The organism is Nonomuraea sp. JJY05 (assembly GCF_043496855.1).
Classification (GTDB): Bacteria; Actinomycetota; Actinomycetes; order Streptosporangiales; family Streptosporangiaceae; genus Nonomuraea.
This window is the reverse complement of sequence record NZ_JBIEIS010000017.1, coordinates 113,653-130,128: the sequence shown is the minus strand read 5'-3', so window position 1 is coordinate 130,128 and position 16,476 is coordinate 113,653. Positions and strand designations below refer to the sequence as shown.

The following is a 16,476-nucleotide window of genomic DNA, read 5'->3' as shown; positions in this document are numbered from 1 at the left end:
TCATGACGGTCGAGGACCAGCCCCAGCAGTTGCCCAAACTGGCCGTGATCGCCCGCGAGGCCGGCGTGTCCGTTGCAACCGTTTCCAAAGCTCTCAACGGCCGCTCCGACGTCTCGGCCCACACCCGCCGGCTGGTCGCCGAGGTGCTGGAGCGGCGCGGCTACCCCAGGCAGCGGGTCAGGCCCGCCCGGGGGAGCATGGTGGACGTCATGCTGCAGGCCCTCGACTCGCCGTACGCGCTGGCGATTCTGGGCGGGGTGGAGGACGCGGCCTGGCGGGCGGGCGTGGACCTGGTGGTCTCGGCCGTGTGCGACCGCACCAAGCACGGCCAGCCCCCGCCCGCGTGGCTGGACCGGATCGGCGCCCGCGACAGCGCCGGAGTCCTGCTCGTACGCACGTCGCCGACCGCCGCGCAGCGGGCCTGGCTGGCCGACCGCGGGATCCCCGCCGTGATCGTCGACCCGCGCCGCAAGCCGCCGTCCGGCCTGCCCGCCGTCGTCTCGGCCAACATGGACGGCGCGCGGGCGGCCACCGAGCACCTGATCGCCCTCGGCCACTCGCAGATCGCCGTCGTCACCGGCCGCCCAGGGGTCCCGTGCGCGGCCGAACGGCTGGCCGGCTACCGCCAGGCCATGGCCGCCGCCGGGCTCAGGGTGGACCCCCGGTGGGAGGTGTGCGGCTACTTCCAGCAGGGCGACGCTCTGCGAGCCACCCGCCGCCTGCTCACCTCCCTCCCCCATCCGCCGACCGCCGTCTTCGCCTGCTCCGACTCCATGGCCGTCGGGGTGTACCAGGCCCTGGCCGAGTACGGGCTCCGCGTGCCCGACGACGTGAGCGTGATCGGCTTCGACGACTCCTGGGCCGCCGCCCACGTCACGCCGGCCCTCACCACGGTCCGCCAGCCCTGGCCCGAGCTGGGCGCGGCGGCGCTGACGGCACTGCTCACCGACGGCGCCCCGGCCCGGACCGAACTGCCGACCGAACTGGTCACGCGCTCGAGCACCGCTCCGCCCCGGCCATCCTGACCACTTTGTTCAAGTTCACCTACTCGCACATGAACCTTGGTGGTCGAGCAATTGCCTTCGCTTCGTGGGTGGATCGGATGGCGGCGGCGGCTTGGCACGCTGGCCGATCACATTCGGGTGGAGAAAGCGCCTGCTAGAGAACCGGTTCCAGACTGGCTCGCGGACCGGTTGATCTACACGGTCGGGATGGCCCGCGAGGACGTTGCCGCTCTTGATCTCCAAGAGGCGGTCGACTTGTGGGCCGAGCACCGGTCCAAGCCCCATTAGGCTGCGTCGCCCCATACTCCCCGGCCCACGAATTGTCCGAAGGCAAGCCGGTTTGGGGCGGGCAGCAGACGGCCCACCATCCAACCGGTCAACGGGCGGGGGCTGATGGTGCCGGAGGCGCCTGAATGAGGGCGTCTGAGCCCTTGCGCGAAGCGCCTCCGGCGAAGCCCTTTGTCCGGGGCGGGTGTCAGCGGGCCCACCCACCCGGACGGGCGACGGGCGGGTGGCCCTGGCCCACCTACTACTTGCCGTCGTGGCCGCGGTGCTCGTCGCGCTTCGAGGCCAACGACGAGGCGAGCGATGTGCGGTGGGTTGAGCCGGGTGAACTGTACTTGCTGGACATTCACCCCACGCAGTGGCGGCAGCTCAACGACTACCTGAAGCAGAGGCATCCCCACGTTGATTGAACCCAGGCCATCCGTAGCCGCCATGGGGCCGTAGAACGCTCCAGCCTGTGCCTCTTCTGTTCGCAGGAGTAGCCGTGGATAGTTGTGAAATCACTTTGAGTGGTCAGATTCTGCGATCGCGTGATCGGGGAGTCCTGCCGGTCATAGCATCGTTGCTATGGCCTGGGGGTAGCGTAGAGCTGGAACCGGAAGTTCGGGAGTGGCTGGAGAAGCTCTCGGCGGACTCGTTCGCGCGAGCGGCTTTCTACATCGATCTGCTGGCGGCGGAAGGCCCGTTGGTGGGAGAGCCGTACACGCGACAGATCGATGGCAAGCTGCGCGAGCTGCGGTTCTACCTTGGTGATCTGACAATGCGGATCAGCTACTGGATCGCTTCGGATCGGCGGATCATCCTTCTGACCGTTTTCCACAAAACGCGAATGAGGAAGATCGAGAAGCGGACCGGGCGCGGCGGGCGCTGTCTCGCTGCAAGGGCGCGGCGCACTCGGTGGACGAGGAGTGGTGATGACCGAGCGGACCGATTGGGCTGATCTCCGCGACCGACGACTGTCCGAGCCCGGGGCGGCCGAGGCATACGATGCGGCTCGTCTCGCCTTCGAACTCGGTCGGGCAGTACGACAGATGCGGGAATCTCGTGGGTGGAGCCAGAGTGAGCTGGCTCGTGCGGCCGACATGACGCAGTCGGCAGTGGCCCGTTTCGAAGGAGGAGGCACCGTGCCGACGCTGCCGGTCCTCGAGCGACTGGCCAGGGCTCTGGACGCCCAACTGGAGGTGCGGATCAGTCCACGTGCTCCCGCAGCCTGAGCCTGATTTATCCGGCGAGATTAAGCGCGACCACCAGCAGCATCAGACGGGTCCACCACCCGGCAGGCCCGATCGCTATCTCGTGAATTCTTACGCTGCCCGGGTCGAAGCTGAGGCCGTAATGATGGGTGTCACGCCCTATGCGTGACGCTTGTTCATGAGCGCGACCGAGAGGCCCCACACATCGGTTCTGTGGAAATGGGTCTCCCCATGCTTCCCCGGCCCACGAATTGTCCGAAGGCGAGCCGGTTTGGGGCGGGCAGCAGACGGCCCACCATCCAACCGGTCAACGGGCGGGGGCCGATGGCGCCGGAGGCGCGGGGGGTGCGCCGGAGGCGCCTGAACAAGGGCGTCTGAGCCCTTGCGCGAAGCGCCTCCGGCGAAGCCCTTTGTCCGGGGCGGGCGTCAGCGGGCCCACCCACCCGGACGGGCGACGGGCGGGTGGCCCTGGCCCACCTACTACTTGCCGTCGTGGCCGCGGTGGCGCTGCGGGCGGAGGGTCAGCACGTCGAAGGAGGCCGTGGCGGTCTTGTTGCCGACCTTGACGGTCACGGTCTTGCTGCCGGCCTTGGCCTTGGACGGCACGGTCAGGGTCTTGGTGGCCTTGCCGTCGGAGAGCGCCACGCGGTAGCTCTTGCCCTCGGGGCTGGTCACGACGGCCGTGCCGGAGCGCAGGCCCTTGGCGACGATCGTCACGTCGTACGAGTCGCCGGCGCGCACGCGGTCAGGGTCGACGGAGACCTTCAGCGCGAACCTGCGAGCGTCGTCGCGGCCCTTGGCCAGCTGGTCCTGGGACACGGTGGGCATGGCGGGGTTCGAGTGCGTCGGCTGCGGGGCCTTGACGGTGGCCGCCGGGTGCGGCTTGGCGTCGGCGAAGGCGGCGCCCGACAGCGGCAGCGTCAGCAGGGCGGCGCTGGCGAGGGTCACGGCGAAAGGCTTGGAGAAGCGCACCGGATACGAATCCAATCCGGGATGGACCTGGCCGAACATCTGAATTCAGCCCCGAAGGTCTTCCCTCGCCAAACACCCTGCCGAGCCAACCTGAGAAACGCCTGTGCGCACCTTATGTGTTGGATAAGCGCAGGTAGTGGCCTCGACCTGGGGTCAGTGATCTGCAACACATGATTTCTCTTATGCGATTCTCAGATTCCCCCGGGGTTCGTTCTCAGGATCGGCGGCCGCCTTGGGGAATCGGCGCGGTGACGCGATCTTGATGAGATCACGGCACGATCACGGCGAGCTGTGCGCCAGCTAAATCCCGACATATCGGGGCATAAAGGCTGGGCCGAGAGGGATACCTTCCTGCCTCACAGACGCACCGAACGCTCCTGGCGTTCCCGCGACGAGCAAGGAGTACTCCCCTTGAAGATCAAGCACACCCTCGCCCCCATCGGCGGCGGGCTGGCCGCCACGGCGCTGCTCGGCGCCTCGCTGGCGGGCGCCGCGCAGGCCGCACCGCACGTGAAGCCGACCGAGAGCGTCAGCACCGCCACCGCCAAGGGCATCGCCGCCTACTGGCTGGAGAACAACGGCGCCGCGCTGAAGGCCGCCACCTACGTCGAGGAGGACACCACCGACGTCGACAAAGCTCACCTCCACGGGCACCCCGTCCACCGACACCAAGGCGGGCTCGGTCGCCCCGATCGGCACCACCACGACTACCACCAAGACGAAGAACGTCAACCTGCCGAAGACCATCGGCAAGGTCTTCTTCGTCGACTCGGCGGGCAAGAAGCGCTGGTGCTCGGCCTCCTCCATCCAGGGCAAGTACGCCAATGTGGTCGCCACGGCCGGCCACTGCGTGTACGACACCGCCGACGACGAGCAGCTCATGGACAACTGGGTCTTCGTGCCCGGCTACTACCAGGGCAAGGCCACGTGATCGACGCCACGGACGCGGGCCGGCTGGGCGACAACGTCGGCGGCCAGGGCATCTCCTGGAACCAGCCGCTGAAGAAGGCGCACTACGTGTTCGGCTACCCGCAGGCCGCGCAGCCCGACGGCAACAAGCCGTTCACGGGGGTCACGCCCAAGTGGTGCTACGGCACGACCACGGCCAAGACCGTGGGCTCGGCCGCCAAGAAGATCGAGGAGCACGTCGGGCTCAAGTGCTCCATGACCGCCGGCGCCGACGGCGGGCCGTGGCTGCTGAAGTACAGCAGCGCCAAGCGGCTCGGCTACCTCAACGGCGTGACCAGCGCGTTCTACGACCAGGACGAGAACGACCGGGTCGACTACATCAGCTCGCCGTACTTCGACGCCGAGACCTACAGCGTCTACGCCTCCGCGGCCAACGTCTGGTCCGGAAAGCTCTTCTGACCGAACCGGGGGTGACGGCTTCGCGTGGCTCTGATCGCGTCTTGAAGGGACAGGCAGGGCCCGGCACGCCGCCGGGCCCTTCCGCGCTCCGCCCCTGAGCAGCTCACAGGCGATTCACAAGCAGGCATCATCAAACCTTCATAGAGGGGGGTCATCGTCACGGATATGCACACGACCAGCCCGAACGTCCGGTCCGAGCCCGTGCGCCGATCGGACGGCAGCTCGATCAACATCCTCGTCGTGGATGACGAGCCGCCGCTGACCGAGCTCCTTTCCATGGCGATGCGCCAGGAGTCCTGGGACGTCCACAGCGCGCACAACGGCAGCGAGGCCATCCGCGCGGCGCGCGGGTTCCGCCCGGACGCGATCGTCCTGGACGTCATGCTGCCCGACATGGACGGGATCCAGCTCCTTCCCCGGCTGCGCGCGGTGCTGCCGGGCGTGCCGATCCTGTTCCTGACCGCCCTGGACTCGCTCCAGGACCGGCTCGTGGGCCTGCGGGCCGGCGCCGACGACTACGTCACGAAGCCGTTCAGCCTGGAGGAGTTCGTCATCAGGCTGCGGGGCCTGCTGCGCCGCTCGGGCGCGGCGCGGGCGCGGGCCGACGCCGGACTCGTGGTCGGGGACCTCACGCTGGACCAGGAGACCCACCAGGTACGGCGGGCCGGCAAGGAGATCAGGCTCACGCCCACGGAGTTCGAGCTGCTGCGCTTCCTCATGCACAATCCGGGCCGGGTGCTCAGCAAGTCGCAGATCCTCGACCGGGTGTGGGCCTACGACTTCGGCGGCCAGAGCAACGTCGTCGAGCTGTACATCTCCTACCTCCGGCGCAAGATCGACGCGCAGCGGGAGCCGATGATCCACACCGTGCGCGGGGTGGGCTACACGCTCCGACCCGCCGGATGACGATGTCGCTGGAGACCAAGCTGGTGGTCTCCTCGATCGCGCTGCTGGCCACCGTCAGCGCCGTCATCGCCACTGCGACGACGCTGCTGTTCCACGACTTCCTCACCGACCGGCTCGACAGCCAGGTCACCTCGGCCGCCCGGCGCTCGACCAGCGCGGCGGCCCAGCGCGACGACCCGCCGCCGCAGGCCCGGGAGGTGTCGTTCCTGCTGTCGCCCGGTCAGGCCGAGGGCACGTTCGGCGCGCGGATCCGCCAGGGCGTGGTGCGGCGGGCCGCCGTGCTGACCGGCATCGCCACCGTGCGGGAGCTGCCCGCGCCGCCGTCGCTCGCCACCGTCACGCGCACGCCCGTGACGGTCAACCTGGGTCCGCTGGGCGACTACCGGATGGCCTCCGCCCGCACGCCCGACGGCGACGTGCTGGTCACCGGGCTGCCCATGACCGCCGTGGACTCCATGCTGACCAGGCTCGTCGTGGTGGAGGCCGCCGTCACGCTGGCCGGCGGCAGCGGGCTGGGCCTGGCCATCGTGTCGGCGGTCACGGCGGCCCACGACGGCCGGGTCGAGGTACGCAGCGAGCCGGGGGACACGGTCTTCACACTCAGCCTGCCGCGGAAGTAGTTTTTGCGCCGAGTTATCGCGACCCTTTCGAGGGCTTTCCGTGATGGGCCGTCCCCCGGTGCTACCTTTCAGTGGATCATGTCGCGAGAAATGGCGGGCAGCGCATTGAGGGCATTCGTACGGATTGTTGCGGGCGTCGCGTTCGGGTGCGCTGTGCTGCTGCCCCCGACCGCCGCGTCGGCCGCGCCGCCGCCCAGCGGGAGCTCCCTGCTCACCGAGCTGGTCGGCGCGGATCTCGGTACGGTGCTCAGGGCGCTTCCCGGCGTTTTCTGCGGAAACCGGCTGATCGCCTACAACTCGCCGTCGCCCGATTCTCCGACCAAGTGCGTGAATGGCGCCGAGAACAGCGGGAACTCCACCAACAGCGGTAACTACCATAACGAAGGAGATCCCATCAACAGCGGCAACTTCGAGAATGCGAACGGCGCCGTGAACACCAACAACGTCACCAACGGCGGCAACAACGCCAACGGCGCCCAGTCCGTTTCCCGGTGACCGGCGATGCGGACCTTCAGGCGGCGAACCGGGGCGGTCGCGGCGCAGCTCGCGCTGATGTTGTCGCTGCCGCCCGCCTTTCCCGCTCTCGCGCACGGGGTTCCCAAGGACAGTGGCAACTCCTGGAAGAGCGGCAACTACCGGAGCAAGGGCGGCCGGCAGATCAACAACGGCAACTTCCAGAACGCGAACGGCGCCGTGAACAGCAACAACACCATCAGCGGCGGCAACAACGCCAACGGGCCCCAATGCATCGTCGAACGCAGGGCCGCCCTCAAGGGCGGCTGCTGACAGCAGGGCGGTGACCGAGCGCCCGTCTCAAGGCGCCGTCGGGGTGCTCGCCACGCCAGGCCACGTGCTGGTCGGGACGGACCAGCGTCAGGGGCACATCCGGCAGATCCACCACCCGCAGCGGCACCCCCAGCTCGCGCGCCTCCTCGGCCAGCGCCGCGGCCCCCGGCATGCGCTGGTCCCCGACCACGCTGAAGCCCCGGCCCAGCCGGTCGTACAGGGAGTCGCCGGGAGCCAGCCACCGGTGCGGCAGGCGCTCCCCCGTGCCCTCGGCGACGATGGGCGAACCCTCGTACGTGTAGCCGAGCACCAGCTCCAGGCTGTGGAACTCGCTGTCCTTCGTCCTGCGCACCGCCTCCGCCACGGCGGGCCGTACCTTCTCGAACTCGGCCTCCTCCCCCATCAGCGCCGGATCGGCCAGCTCGGGGGCGAGGGTGGCCATGTTCGCGGCGGCGGCCTCGATGGTGGCGGCCGCCACCGGGCGGCGCTCGGTCTCGTACGTGGCCAGCAGCGTGGCGGGCGCCCATCCATGCAGTACGGCGGCCAGCTTCCAGCCGAGGTTGACCGCGTCCCCGATCCCCGTGTTGAACCCGTGCCCACCGTACGGCGGGTTCTGGTGCGCCGCGTCGCCCGCCAGGAACACGCGCTCGCTCGCGTACCGGTCGGCCAGCAGCATCCGGGCGTTCCACGGGTCGGTGGCCAGGATCTCCGCCTCGATGTCGGCCCCCACCAGGTTGCGGACCAGCCGCATCGGATCCGCGCCCGCGGCGGGGACGCCCTGGGCGATGCACCACCAGGTGTCCTCCAGGTCGAGGCGGCCGACGATGCCGGGCTGGGCCGGGTTCAGCACCCAGTAGTGCACGGCCGGGCCGTGCGGCATGCGTTCGGCCAGGCCGGGGGCGCGGAAGACGATGTTGAAGTTGGGCCTGGCGTCCTGGCGGCCCTCGTAGCGGGCGCCGATGGCCGCCCTGGTCACGCTGCGCGGGCCGTCGCAGCCGACCACGTACCGGGCGCGTACCTCATGCTCCTCGCCCGTGGCGGACGCGACGCGTACCGACACCCCGTCGGCGTCCTCCCGCAGCCCCGCCACCTGCCGGCCGGTGAGCAGCGCGTCGCCGACGGCCTCCCGCAGCACCTCCTCCACCAGCGGCTGCGGCACCTGCTGGCCCGGCTCGGCCGCCAGCTCGGAGCCCACCAGGTCCAGCCCGAAGCACCCGCCGATCCTGGTGATCTCCCGTCCGAGCAGGCTGCTGACGAACACGGCCTCGTCGGACCACCCGACCGCCAGCGGGGAACGCTCCCGCACCCGCGCCGCCAGGCCCCACCTCCGCAGCAACTCCATCGAACGCGCCGACGTCGTCTTCGCGCGGGGCCGCAGCCACGACACCTCCTCGCGCGGCTCGACCACCAGGCACCTCACGCCCTGGTACGCCAGCTCCACGGCGACCGCCAGCCCCACGGGCCCGCCCCCGGCGACCAACACGGGCACATCCATCGGAACCGCCCTCTTCGTCGTAAGGATCAAGGGCATGCTGTCCCCTCCCCCACCCCACCGCAACCCCACCGCCTCGCCGCCCCTCGCCGGGCGCAGACGCAGAGCGCTTGCACGCTGGGCGCGGGAGCCGATCCCGGTGGCCCACCCACCGCACGCCACCCGCCGCGGGGCGTGCACCGTCGGCCGGGCACCGTGGATCGGGCGTGGGTCGGGGTGCGCTGTGCCGCCTCGCGCCGTGCGGGCGTGCTTGCTGCGCCCGGCGCCTGAGTCCGCAGGCCGGTCCCCCGGGTAGGCCGCAGGGCGGTGGGAGTGCCGCCGCATGCGCCTCTCCCAGGGGCCGCAACGCCGGGCGGTGGGCACTGGAGACCGGCTCGGGGGGTTGTTACGGTTTACCCTTCAACCGACGATCATCAAGGGGTTCGCATGACCGAGTCCGCGACGATGCCGCTGCACATGCGGCGGGTGGGGTTCGACCCGGCTCCCGAGCTGGCGGCGCTCAGGGACGAGGAGGGGGTCAGGCGCGTCACGACCCCGTTCGGCCTGGACGTCTGGCTCGTCACCAGGTACGCGGAGGTCCGCGAGGTCCTGGGCGACGCCGAGCGGTTCAAGATCGCCCAGCAGACGGTGGCGCGCCTGCCCGGAGCCCCCGAGATGACCCCCGAGCAGTTAGCCAAGATCCAGGCGGGCAACCTCCTGGGCGTGGACCCGCCCGAGCACACGCGGCTGCGCAAGATGCTGACTCCCGAGTTCACGAACCGGCGGATGCAGCGGCTGGAGCCGCGGATCAAGCGCATCGTGGACGACCACCTGGACGCGATGGAGGCCGCCGGTTCGCCGGCCGACCTGGTCACGTCGTTCTCGCTGCCGATCCCGTCGCTCGTCATCTGCGAGCTGCTCGGCGTCCCGTACGAGGACCGGGACGGCTTCCAGCGCCGCACCAGCAGGATGCTCGACATGTCGGTGCCCGGTGAGGAGCGGCTGGGGCTGCAGTTCGAGGCGCGCGCGTACATGGAGGCCCTGGTCCACCGCATCCAGCAGGACCCGGGCGAGGAGCTGCTCGGCATGCTGGTGCGCGAGCACGGCGACGACCTGAGCACGGACGAGCTCGTCGGCATCGGCAGCCTGCTGCTGTTCGCGGGCCACGAGACCACCTCCAACATGCTGGCCCTGGGCACCCTGGCCCTCCTGCGCCACCCCGAGCAGCTCGAACTCCTCAGGAAGGAGCCCGAGCGCATCGGCGCCACGGTGGAGGAGCTGCTGCGCTGGCTGAGCATCGTCAACTCGGGCACGACCAAGGTCGCGACGACGGAGGTCGAGCTGAGCGGCCAGGCCATCCAGCCGGGCGAGCTGGTCCTCTGCGCCCTGCCCGCCGCGAACCGCGACCCCGCCCTCATGCCCGACGCGAGCACGTTCGACATCTCCCGCGGCGCTCCCGGCCACGTCGCCTTCGGCCACGGCGTCCACCACTGCCTGGGCGCCCCGCTGGCGCGCATGGAGCTGCGGATCGCCCTCCCGGCGCTGCTCCAGCGCTTCCCGGGCCTGCGCGAGGCGGGCGCCGCGGACTTCCGCTCCGCCCACATCGTGTACGGCATGAGCTCCCTGGAGGTGGCCTGGTAAGACCTGCGGAAAACCGCAGGTGGATCCGGGCACGCGCATCATTCCGCCGCCATGGCCCGCGTACCTAGCGTTCCTGGCCATGACGGGAAAGTTGTTCGACGTCCCCCGCCGGGCCCTGGCGGGGATGTGCGCCCTGCTCGCGCTGGCCGGTGTGATCATGCTGACCGCCATGGCGGACAGCACCATGCAGCCCCTGCCCGCCTCCGCGCCGGACGGGGAGTTCAGCGCGGAGCGGGCGCTGCGTCACCTTGAGAGGTTCGCCACCGAGCCGCGCCCGATCGGCAGCCGGGCCGGTGAGCGGGCCAGGGACTACCTCGCCGGGCAGCTGCGCGCGGCGGGGCTCGACGTGCGGGTGCAGCGGGCCGTCGGCGCGAACACGTCTTCCGGGCTGGCGTCGTTCGGGCAGGTGGACAACATCGTGGCCACGGCGAAGGGCAGCGACCCGACCGGGACGGTGGTGATCGCCGCGCACTACGACTCCGCGGCCATGGGCCCGGGCGCCTCCGACGACGCCGCCGCGGTCGCGGCCATGCTGGAGACGGTGCGGGCGCTCAAGGGCGGCGCGCTCCGCAACGACCTCGTGCTGCTGATGTCGGACGGCGAGGAGGACGGCGTGCTGGGCGCCGAGGCGTTCGTCAGGGAGCACCCGCTGGCCCGCAAGGGCGGGGTGCTGCTCAACTGGGAGGCCCGGGGCGTGAGCGGCCCGTCGCTGATGTTCCAGACGTCCAGGAACAACGCGGGGCTGGTCGAGACGTTCTCGGACGCCGTGCCGCACCCGCGCGGCGACTCCACGCTGGGCGAGCTGTACCGGCTGCTCCCGAACAACACCGACTTCACGCCGATGGCCAGGAGCGGCTTCACCGGCATGAACTTCGCCTACATCGAGGGCTCCTCCCGCTACCACACCGCCGACGACTCCCTCGCCCATCTCGACCGGGGCAGCCTGCAGCACCACGGCTCGAACATGCTGGCGCTGACCCGCGCGCTCGGCGGCGCCGACCTCGAAGCACTGGCCACGGACCACGATGTCACTTATTTCCGGATCTTCGGGACCATGGTCACGTACCCGAACGCGCTCGTCTGGCCCCTGGCCGGGCTCGCGGCGGCGGCAGTCGTGGGGCTGGCGGCGCTGGCCCGCAGGAGGCGGCTGGTCAGCCTGCCCCGGCTCGCCGTCGCCGCCGCGTCGGGGGTCGTGCCGCTGCTGCTCGCGGCGGTCCTGGCGCAGGGGCTGTGGGAGGTGCTGGTGGCCTGGCGGCCCGCGTACGACGGGATGGGCGGGCTGCTGCACCGGCCGCAGGCGTTCCAGGCGGCCGTCGTGGTCCTGGCCGCGCTGGCGCTGCTCTGCTGGTACCTGCCGCTGCGCCGCCGCCTCGGCCCCGCGGCCCTGGCCATCGGCGCGCTGGGCTGGCCGGCCGCGCTCGGCCTGCTGTGCGCCCAGGTCGCGCCGGGCATGTCGTACGTGGTGACGCTGCCCGCGCTGTTCTGCGCGCTCGGCGGGACGGCCGCGCTCCTGCTGCGCGACGCGGCCCGCCATATGGCGGCCTTCCAGGTGGCGGCGGTGACGCTGGGCGCGGTCATGGCGGCGGCGCTGCTGCCCGCCCTGGCCAGGACCGCGTTCGACGGGATGGGCCTCGCCCTCGGCGGGGTGCCCGCGCTGGTGCTGGCGGTCTTCGGGCTGACGGTGCTGCCGGTCGTCGAGCTGTGCCTGCCGGAGCGCAGGCAGCCCCTGGTCCCGCTCGCCGCCGCCGCGCTCGCGGTGCTGCTGGTGCCGATCGGCCTGGCCCGCGACGGCTTCGACCCGGCCAACCCCTTGCGTACGCACCTCGCGTACGTGATGGACGCCGACACCAGGACCGCGAGCTGGGTCAGCGCCGACGCGGAGCCACCCGCCTGGGCCAGGCGGTACGTGTCCGGCCACGACACCACGCCGCTGCCTCCCGGCTACGCCCGCGGCACCTCGCTCTGGACGGGACGGGCACCGGCGGCGACGGGCGTCGCCGAGCCCCGCGTGACCGTGCTCGGCCGCGACGGGGACACGGTCAGGCTCCGCGTGACCACCGGCAGGGCGGCGCGCTCGGTCACGCTGCGGGTCGAGCGCCCGATCACCGCGGCGACGGCCACCGCCGACGGCCTCAACCCGGTGAGCGTCGACGTCACCGGCGTCCGGTCCAACACGTGGCCGGGCGAGATCCGCTTCCGCGGCCTGCCCGGCACCGGAGCGGAGATCTCGCTGCGGGTCCCGGGGGCGGACCGCTTCCGGCTGACCGCCATCGCGGAGACCGACGGACTCCAGCGGGTGCCCGGATTCGTCCCGAGGCCGAAGGGCGTGGTGGCGGCGACCCGGGAGGACGGCGACCTTGTGGCGGTCACCCGTACGTACGAGATCAGCGCGAGGTGAGACCCGGCACCGGCCTCAGCGCGTGATGGTGCCCGCCCGGACCAGCCAGTCGACCGCCTCGGAGATGGCCTCGAGCGGCGCGTAACGGGGCCGGTGCCCCAGCAGCCGCTCGGCCTTCTCCATGCTGCAGTGCGGGCTGTAGGAGATGTGGTCGAGCGTGATCTGCGCGTCCCGCTCCGGCACCGTCTCCCGCCACCGCTCCCACGGCAGGAACGTCAGCCGCGCCTCCTGCCCGAACCAGCCCGCCACCGCCTCGGCGTAGCCGCGCAGCGTCAGGGCGGTGGTGGCCACGGAGTGGAAGCTCTCGCCCACGGAGGCCGACGGGTTGACCATGGCGTCCACGAACAGCCGCGCCACGTCGTCGGCGTGCACGTGCTGGACGGTCTCCATGCCGAAGTTCGGCAGCGCCAGCTCGTCGCCGTCGGCCAGCGTCTGGAACACGGCGGGATCGACGTTGCCCGCCGGGTTGACCGGCACCCAGCCGGGGCCGGTGATGTGCCCGGGGTGGATGATCGTGGCGGGGAAGCCGTCGCGGTGGGCGCGGTCGAGGAGGTGGGCCTCGATGGCGGCCTTCTGCTTGCCGTACTCGCCGAGCGGGCGCTTGGGCATGTCCTCGGTCGTCGGCACCCGGCTGCTCGGCCCGTGCGTCCAGATCGTCCCGCAGTGCAGGAACTGCCGGACCTTCCCAGTCAGCGCCGCCGCCAGGTCGCGGGCGCTGGTCTCCGTGAAGCAGATGAGGTCGATGACGACGTCGGCCTCCAGCTCCACGATCCGCCGCCCGAACGTGCCGTCGGCGTCCTCCGCCTCGCGGTCGGCGGTGATCTGGGTGACCCGCTGCCAGGCCCCGTGCGGGCTGTAGGGCTCCCGCTTGCCCCGGCTCACGGCCACGACATCGTGTCCGCCTTCGACCAGCCGGGGAATGAGATACGTGCCGATATGACCGCTCGCGCCAATCACCGCTACTCGCATGCGCCCCAGCGTAGACCCGCTGCTTCGTCGGTCAACCATCCCGATACGCTGCTGAACGTCCCATTTCGGAGGTTGGTCAGTGTCGGGGGTTGTCGCGGCGTTCGCCGCCCTGGTGTCCGTTGCCGTGATCGGCTACCTGATCGGGATGGGGGGCCTGCTGCGGGCCAGCGACGAGCTGGTGCTGTCGCGGCTGGCCTTCTTCGTGGCCACCCCGGCGCTGATGTTCGCCACCGTGTCCCGGGCGGATCTCCACATCCTCTTCTCACCGGTGCTGCTGACCGAGGTGGTGGCGGTGGCGTGCGTCCAGCTCGTCTACGTGCTGGTGGCGCGGCTGGCCTGGGGGCGCGACCGCCGCGAGGCCACGATCGGCGCGCTGGCCTCGTCGTACGTGAACGCCGGCAACCTGGGCGTGCCCATCTCCATCTACGTGCTGGGCGACGGCGCGCTGGTCGCCCCGATCCTGCTCTTCCAGCTGATCGTCCTCACCCCGGTCTCCTTCCTCATCCTCGACAAGGGGGCCCGCTCGGTGCGCGCGGCCCTGCTCCTCCCCTTCCGCAACCCCCTCACGGTCGCCTCCCTCCTCGGGCTCGTGCTGGCGGTCACCGGGATCTCCCTGCCCGTCCTGGTCATGCGCCCGGTCGAGTTGCTCGGCGGCGCGGCCGTGCCCGTCGCCCTCGTCGCCTACGGCCTCAGCCTGTACGGCTCCCAGCGCACCCCCGCGGCCCCCGAGGCGAACAGCTTCGGCAAGGACATCTTCCTCGCGGTCACGCTCAAGGCCGTCGTCCAACCGGCCGTCGCCTACCTGACCGCGCGCCTGGTCCTCGGCCTGGACGGCAGCGCGCTCCTGGCCGCCACCCTCTTCGCCGCCCTGCCGACGGCGCAGAACATCTACGTGTACGCGGTGAACTACGACACCGCCCGGCGCCTGGCCCGCAGCGCGGTGCTGCTGACCACGGGCCTGTCCATCCCGATCATGACGGCGATCGGCGCGGTCCTCGGGTGATTACCATGAAGGCGTGCTTCGCTCCTTGTGGAACGAGCCCCGTCCTCCCGACCCTCCGTCGCGAGTCTGGCGGGACTGGGCGCTCGTAGGGGTGCTCGTGCCGCTCGCGGTGCTGGAAGGGGTCGTCCGCCCCGACCTCCCGTGGCGGGCCGTCTCCGTGACCGTCACGGTCGGGCTGGTGTTCACGCTGCTCTGGCGGCGCACCAGGCCGCTGCTGATGCTCGCGATCCCCTTCGTCACCACGATGCTGGCCCCGCTGGTGACGGGCGGTCACCGTGCCGAGACGTACACGATGGCGTTCCTGCTGATCATCGTGTACGCGCTCTACAGGTGGGGGTCGGGGCGCGAGATCGTGCTCGGCTTCGCGATCATGCTCCTGTCCGTCGGCGTCTCGGCGTCCTTCTACGACCTCGCCCCGACCGACGCGATCGGCGCGTTCGCCGTCATCTTCTCGGCCGTCGCGCTGGGGGCGGCGTTCCGGTTCCGGGCCAGGGCGCGGATGCGCGAGCTCGACCAGGTCAAGCTGCTCGAACGCGAGCAGCTGGCCCGCGAGCTGCACGACATCGTCGCCCACCACGTCTCCGCCATGGCGATCCGGGCGCAGGCGGGCCTGGCGACGGCGCCCTCGAAGCCGGAGGCCGCCATCGACGCGCTCCGAGTGATCGAGGCGGAGGCGTCGCGTACCCTTGCCGAGATGCGCGCCATGGTCCGCGTCCTGCGCCGCAACGAGCCGGCGGAGCTCGCGCCCGGACGGCGGATCACCGATCTCGAGGAGCTCGCCGGGCGCGCCCGCGTCGGCCCGTCCGTGGAGGTGGAGATGCTGGGCGACCTCGACGACCTGCCTCCGGCGGTCGGAGCCGCGATCTACCGCATCGCGCAGGAGTCGGTCACCAACGCCCGGCGGCACGCCCGGCACGCCACCCGCATCCTGATCCGCGTCGCCGCCGACGACACGTCGGTGCGCCTGCGCGTCAGCGACGACGGCGAGACGGGCTCCGCGCACCCGATGCCCGGCTACGGGCTCCTGGGGATGATCGAGCGCGCCGGCCTGCTCGGCGGCACCTGCGAGGCCGGCCCCGACCCCGACCGCGGCTGGACCGTGACCGCCGTGCTCCCCCGCACCGGGGCGGCGACGTGACCGCCCAGGACCGCGACATCCAGGTGATCGTCGCCGACGACCAGGAGATCGCCCGCACCGGGCTCAGGATGATCCTCGACGCGCAGCCCGGCATCGAGGTCGTCGGCGAGGCCGGCGACGGGCGGCGGGCCGTCGAGCTCGCGCAGCGGCTGCGCCCCGACGTGTGCCTGTTCGACATCCGCATGCCCCGCCTCGACGGCATCGAGGCCACCCGCCGCCTGGCCGGGCCGGGCGTCGCCGATCCGCTCGCCGTCGTCGTCATCACCACCTTCGACCTCGACGAGTACGTCTACGCCGCCCTCAGGGCGGGCGCCCGCGGCTTCCTGCTCAAGGACGCCGGCCCGGACCTGCTCGCCCAGGCCGTCCGCGCCGCGGCCGACGGCGACGCGCTCATCGCCCCCAACATCACGGCCCGGCTGCTGCAGACCTTCGCCTACTCCGGGCGCGCCACGCCTCCGGCGCAGCCCCGCGAGGCGCTGACCGGCCGGGAGGAGGAGATCCTGGCCACCGTGGCGCGCGGGCGGACCAACAACGAGATCGCCGACGAGCTGCACATCTCCCTCAGCACGGTCAAGAGCCACATCGCGAGCCTCATGCTCAAGCTCGGCGTCCGCAACCGCGTCGAGATCGCCATGTGGGCGTACGAGACCAAGCGCGTCAGGCTCTGATCGGGCCGATCGGCCAGGGAAGACGTCGTACTTTCGGCCGTAGAGCGGGCGTGG

At 71.4% G+C, this 16,476-nt stretch carries 17 protein-coding genes; 13 read left to right on the top strand and 4 right to left on the bottom strand.

The features are described 5' to 3' along the window. Nucleotides 1–2 precede the first annotated feature (2 nt). The 3 genes from ACFKCF_RS27180 (at nt 3) to ACFKCF_RS27170 (ending at nt 2,503) form a co-directional block, all read left to right on the top strand. On the top strand, nt 3–1,025 hold the full coding sequence (locus tag ACFKCF_RS27180; protein ID WP_394497833.1) for a LacI family DNA-binding transcriptional regulator: 1,023 nt from the start codon (nt 3–5) through the stop codon (nt 1,023–1,025). A 721-nt stretch (nt 1,026–1,746) separates the two neighbouring features. Then, entirely contained in the window at nt 1,747–2,229 is a 483-nt protein-coding gene (locus ACFKCF_RS27175; protein ID WP_394497831.1) for a type II toxin-antitoxin system RelE/ParE family toxin, read from the top strand. Continuing rightward, on the top strand, nt 2,204–2,503 hold the full coding sequence (locus tag ACFKCF_RS27170) for a helix-turn-helix transcriptional regulator (RefSeq protein ID WP_355193818.1): 300 nt from the start codon (nt 2,204–2,206) through the stop codon (nt 2,501–2,503). Before ACFKCF_RS27175 ends, ACFKCF_RS27170 begins: the two co-directional genes overlap by 26 nt. 459 nt (nt 2,504–2,962) lie before the next feature. On the opposite strand, the gene ACFKCF_RS27165 is transcribed toward ACFKCF_RS27170, so the two are convergent. Then, the gene (locus ACFKCF_RS27165; RefSeq protein WP_394497829.1) at nt 2,963–3,430 is read right to left on the bottom strand and encodes a hypothetical protein; all 468 of its coding nucleotides are present in this window, start codon (nt 3,428–3,430) and stop codon (nt 2,963–2,965) included. Nucleotides 3,431–3,754: 324 nt separating this feature from the next. Continuing rightward, entirely contained in the window at nt 3,755–4,261 is a 507-nt protein-coding gene (locus tag ACFKCF_RS27160; protein WP_394497827.1) for a hypothetical protein, read from the bottom strand. 120 nt (nt 4,262–4,381) lie between these two features. Here ACFKCF_RS27160 and ACFKCF_RS27155 point away from each other — a divergent pair, with 120 nt between their 5' ends. The 5 genes from ACFKCF_RS27155 (at nt 4,382) to ACFKCF_RS27135 (ending at nt 7,134) form a co-directional block, all read left to right on the top strand. After that, nucleotides 4,382–4,822 (top strand): hypothetical protein, encoded by a 441-nt coding sequence (locus ACFKCF_RS27155; protein ID WP_394497825.1) that lies wholly within the window; start codon nt 4,382–4,384, stop codon nt 4,820–4,822. Between the two features lie 165 nt (nt 4,823–4,987). Continuing rightward, on the top strand, nt 4,988–5,728 hold the full coding sequence (locus ACFKCF_RS27150) for a response regulator transcription factor (protein WP_394497824.1): 741 nt from the start codon (nt 4,988–4,990) through the stop codon (nt 5,726–5,728). Further along, nucleotides 5,725–6,348, top strand: coding sequence for an ATP-binding protein (locus ACFKCF_RS27145; protein WP_394497822.1), 624 nt, complete (start codon nt 5,725–5,727; stop codon nt 6,346–6,348). Before ACFKCF_RS27150 ends, ACFKCF_RS27145 begins: the two co-directional genes overlap by 4 nt. Nucleotides 6,349–6,426: 78 nt before the next feature. After that, the gene (locus tag ACFKCF_RS27140) at nt 6,427–6,843 is read left to right on the top strand and encodes a hypothetical protein (protein ID WP_394497820.1); all 417 of its coding nucleotides are present in this window, start codon (nt 6,427–6,429) and stop codon (nt 6,841–6,843) included. Nucleotides 6,844–6,849: 6 nt separating this feature from the next. Further along, complete coding sequence (locus tag ACFKCF_RS27135) at nt 6,850–7,134, top strand: hypothetical protein (RefSeq protein ID WP_394497819.1); 285 nt, start codon at nt 6,850–6,852, stop codon at nt 7,132–7,134. Here ACFKCF_RS27135 and ACFKCF_RS27130 read toward each other — a convergent pair. Next, on the bottom strand, nt 7,118–8,629 hold the full coding sequence (locus tag ACFKCF_RS27130; RefSeq protein WP_394497817.1) for an FAD-dependent monooxygenase: 1,512 nt from the start codon (nt 8,627–8,629) through the stop codon (nt 7,118–7,120). The two genes, ACFKCF_RS27135 and ACFKCF_RS27130, sit on opposite strands and share 17 nt — an antisense overlap. 423 nt (nt 8,630–9,052) lie before the next feature. Here ACFKCF_RS27130 and ACFKCF_RS27125 point away from each other — a divergent pair, with 423 nt between their 5' ends. Continuing rightward, nucleotides 9,053–10,246, top strand: coding sequence for a cytochrome P450 (locus ACFKCF_RS27125; RefSeq protein ID WP_394497815.1), 1,194 nt, complete (start codon nt 9,053–9,055; stop codon nt 10,244–10,246). 79 nt (nt 10,247–10,325) lie between these two features. Next, the gene (locus ACFKCF_RS27120; RefSeq protein ID WP_394497814.1) at nt 10,326–12,644 is read left to right on the top strand and encodes a M28 family peptidase; all 2,319 of its coding nucleotides are present in this window, start codon (nt 10,326–10,328) and stop codon (nt 12,642–12,644) included. Nucleotides 12,645–12,659: 15 nt separating this feature from the next. Here the strand turns inward: ACFKCF_RS27120 and ACFKCF_RS27115 are convergent, their stop codons facing one another. Next, on the bottom strand, nt 12,660–13,613 hold the full coding sequence (locus tag ACFKCF_RS27115) for an NAD-dependent epimerase/dehydratase family protein (RefSeq protein ID WP_394497812.1): 954 nt from the start codon (nt 13,611–13,613) through the stop codon (nt 12,660–12,662). A 79-nt stretch (nt 13,614–13,692) separates the two neighbouring features. Here ACFKCF_RS27115 and ACFKCF_RS27110 point away from each other — a divergent pair, with 79 nt between their 5' ends. From ACFKCF_RS27110 to ACFKCF_RS27100, 3 genes are read left to right on the top strand one after another with little or no spacing between them, the layout of a single operon-like run. Then, nucleotides 13,693–14,616 (top strand): AEC family transporter, encoded by a 924-nt coding sequence (locus tag ACFKCF_RS27110; RefSeq protein WP_394497811.1) that lies wholly within the window; start codon nt 13,693–13,695, stop codon nt 14,614–14,616. A gap of 13 nt (nt 14,617–14,629) precedes the next feature. Further along, on the top strand, nt 14,630–15,754 hold the full coding sequence (locus tag ACFKCF_RS27105) for a sensor histidine kinase (protein WP_394497809.1): 1,125 nt from the start codon (nt 14,630–14,632) through the stop codon (nt 15,752–15,754). Then, complete coding sequence (locus tag ACFKCF_RS27100; RefSeq protein ID WP_355193791.1) at nt 15,751–16,422, top strand: response regulator transcription factor; 672 nt, start codon at nt 15,751–15,753, stop codon at nt 16,420–16,422. The genes ACFKCF_RS27105 and ACFKCF_RS27100 overlap by 4 nt, the downstream gene beginning before the upstream one ends. The last annotated feature ends 54 nt before the right edge of the window (nt 16,423–16,476 follow it).

Coding starts and splice junctions, on each gene's coding strand:
- ACFKCF_RS27180 (WP_394497833.1), top strand. CDS start 3: ATGACGGTCGAGGACCAGCCCCAGCAGTTGCCCAAACTGGCCGTGATC.
- ACFKCF_RS27170 (WP_355193818.1), top strand. CDS start 2,204: ATGACCGAGCGGACCGATTGGGCTGATCTCCGCGACCGACGACTGTCC.
- ACFKCF_RS27160 (WP_394497827.1), bottom strand. CDS start 4,261: ATGGAGGAGGCCGAGCACCAGCGCTTCTTGCCCGCCGAGTCGACGAAG.
- ACFKCF_RS27150 (WP_394497824.1), top strand. CDS start 4,988: ATGCACACGACCAGCCCGAACGTCCGGTCCGAGCCCGTGCGCCGATCG.
- ACFKCF_RS27145 (WP_394497822.1), top strand. CDS start 5,725: ATGACGATGTCGCTGGAGACCAAGCTGGTGGTCTCCTCGATCGCGCTG.
- ACFKCF_RS27140 (WP_394497820.1), top strand. CDS start 6,427: ATGTCGCGAGAAATGGCGGGCAGCGCATTGAGGGCATTCGTACGGATT.
- ACFKCF_RS27135 (WP_394497819.1), top strand. CDS start 6,850: ATGCGGACCTTCAGGCGGCGAACCGGGGCGGTCGCGGCGCAGCTCGCG.
- ACFKCF_RS27130 (WP_394497817.1), bottom strand. CDS start 8,629: ATGGATGTGCCCGTGTTGGTCGCCGGGGGCGGGCCCGTGGGGCTGGCG.
- ACFKCF_RS27125 (WP_394497815.1), top strand. CDS start 9,053: ATGACCGAGTCCGCGACGATGCCGCTGCACATGCGGCGGGTGGGGTTC.
- ACFKCF_RS27120 (WP_394497814.1), top strand. CDS start 10,326: ATGACGGGAAAGTTGTTCGACGTCCCCCGCCGGGCCCTGGCGGGGATG.
- ACFKCF_RS27115 (WP_394497812.1), bottom strand. CDS start 13,613: ATGCGAGTAGCGGTGATTGGCGCGAGCGGTCATATCGGCACGTATCTC.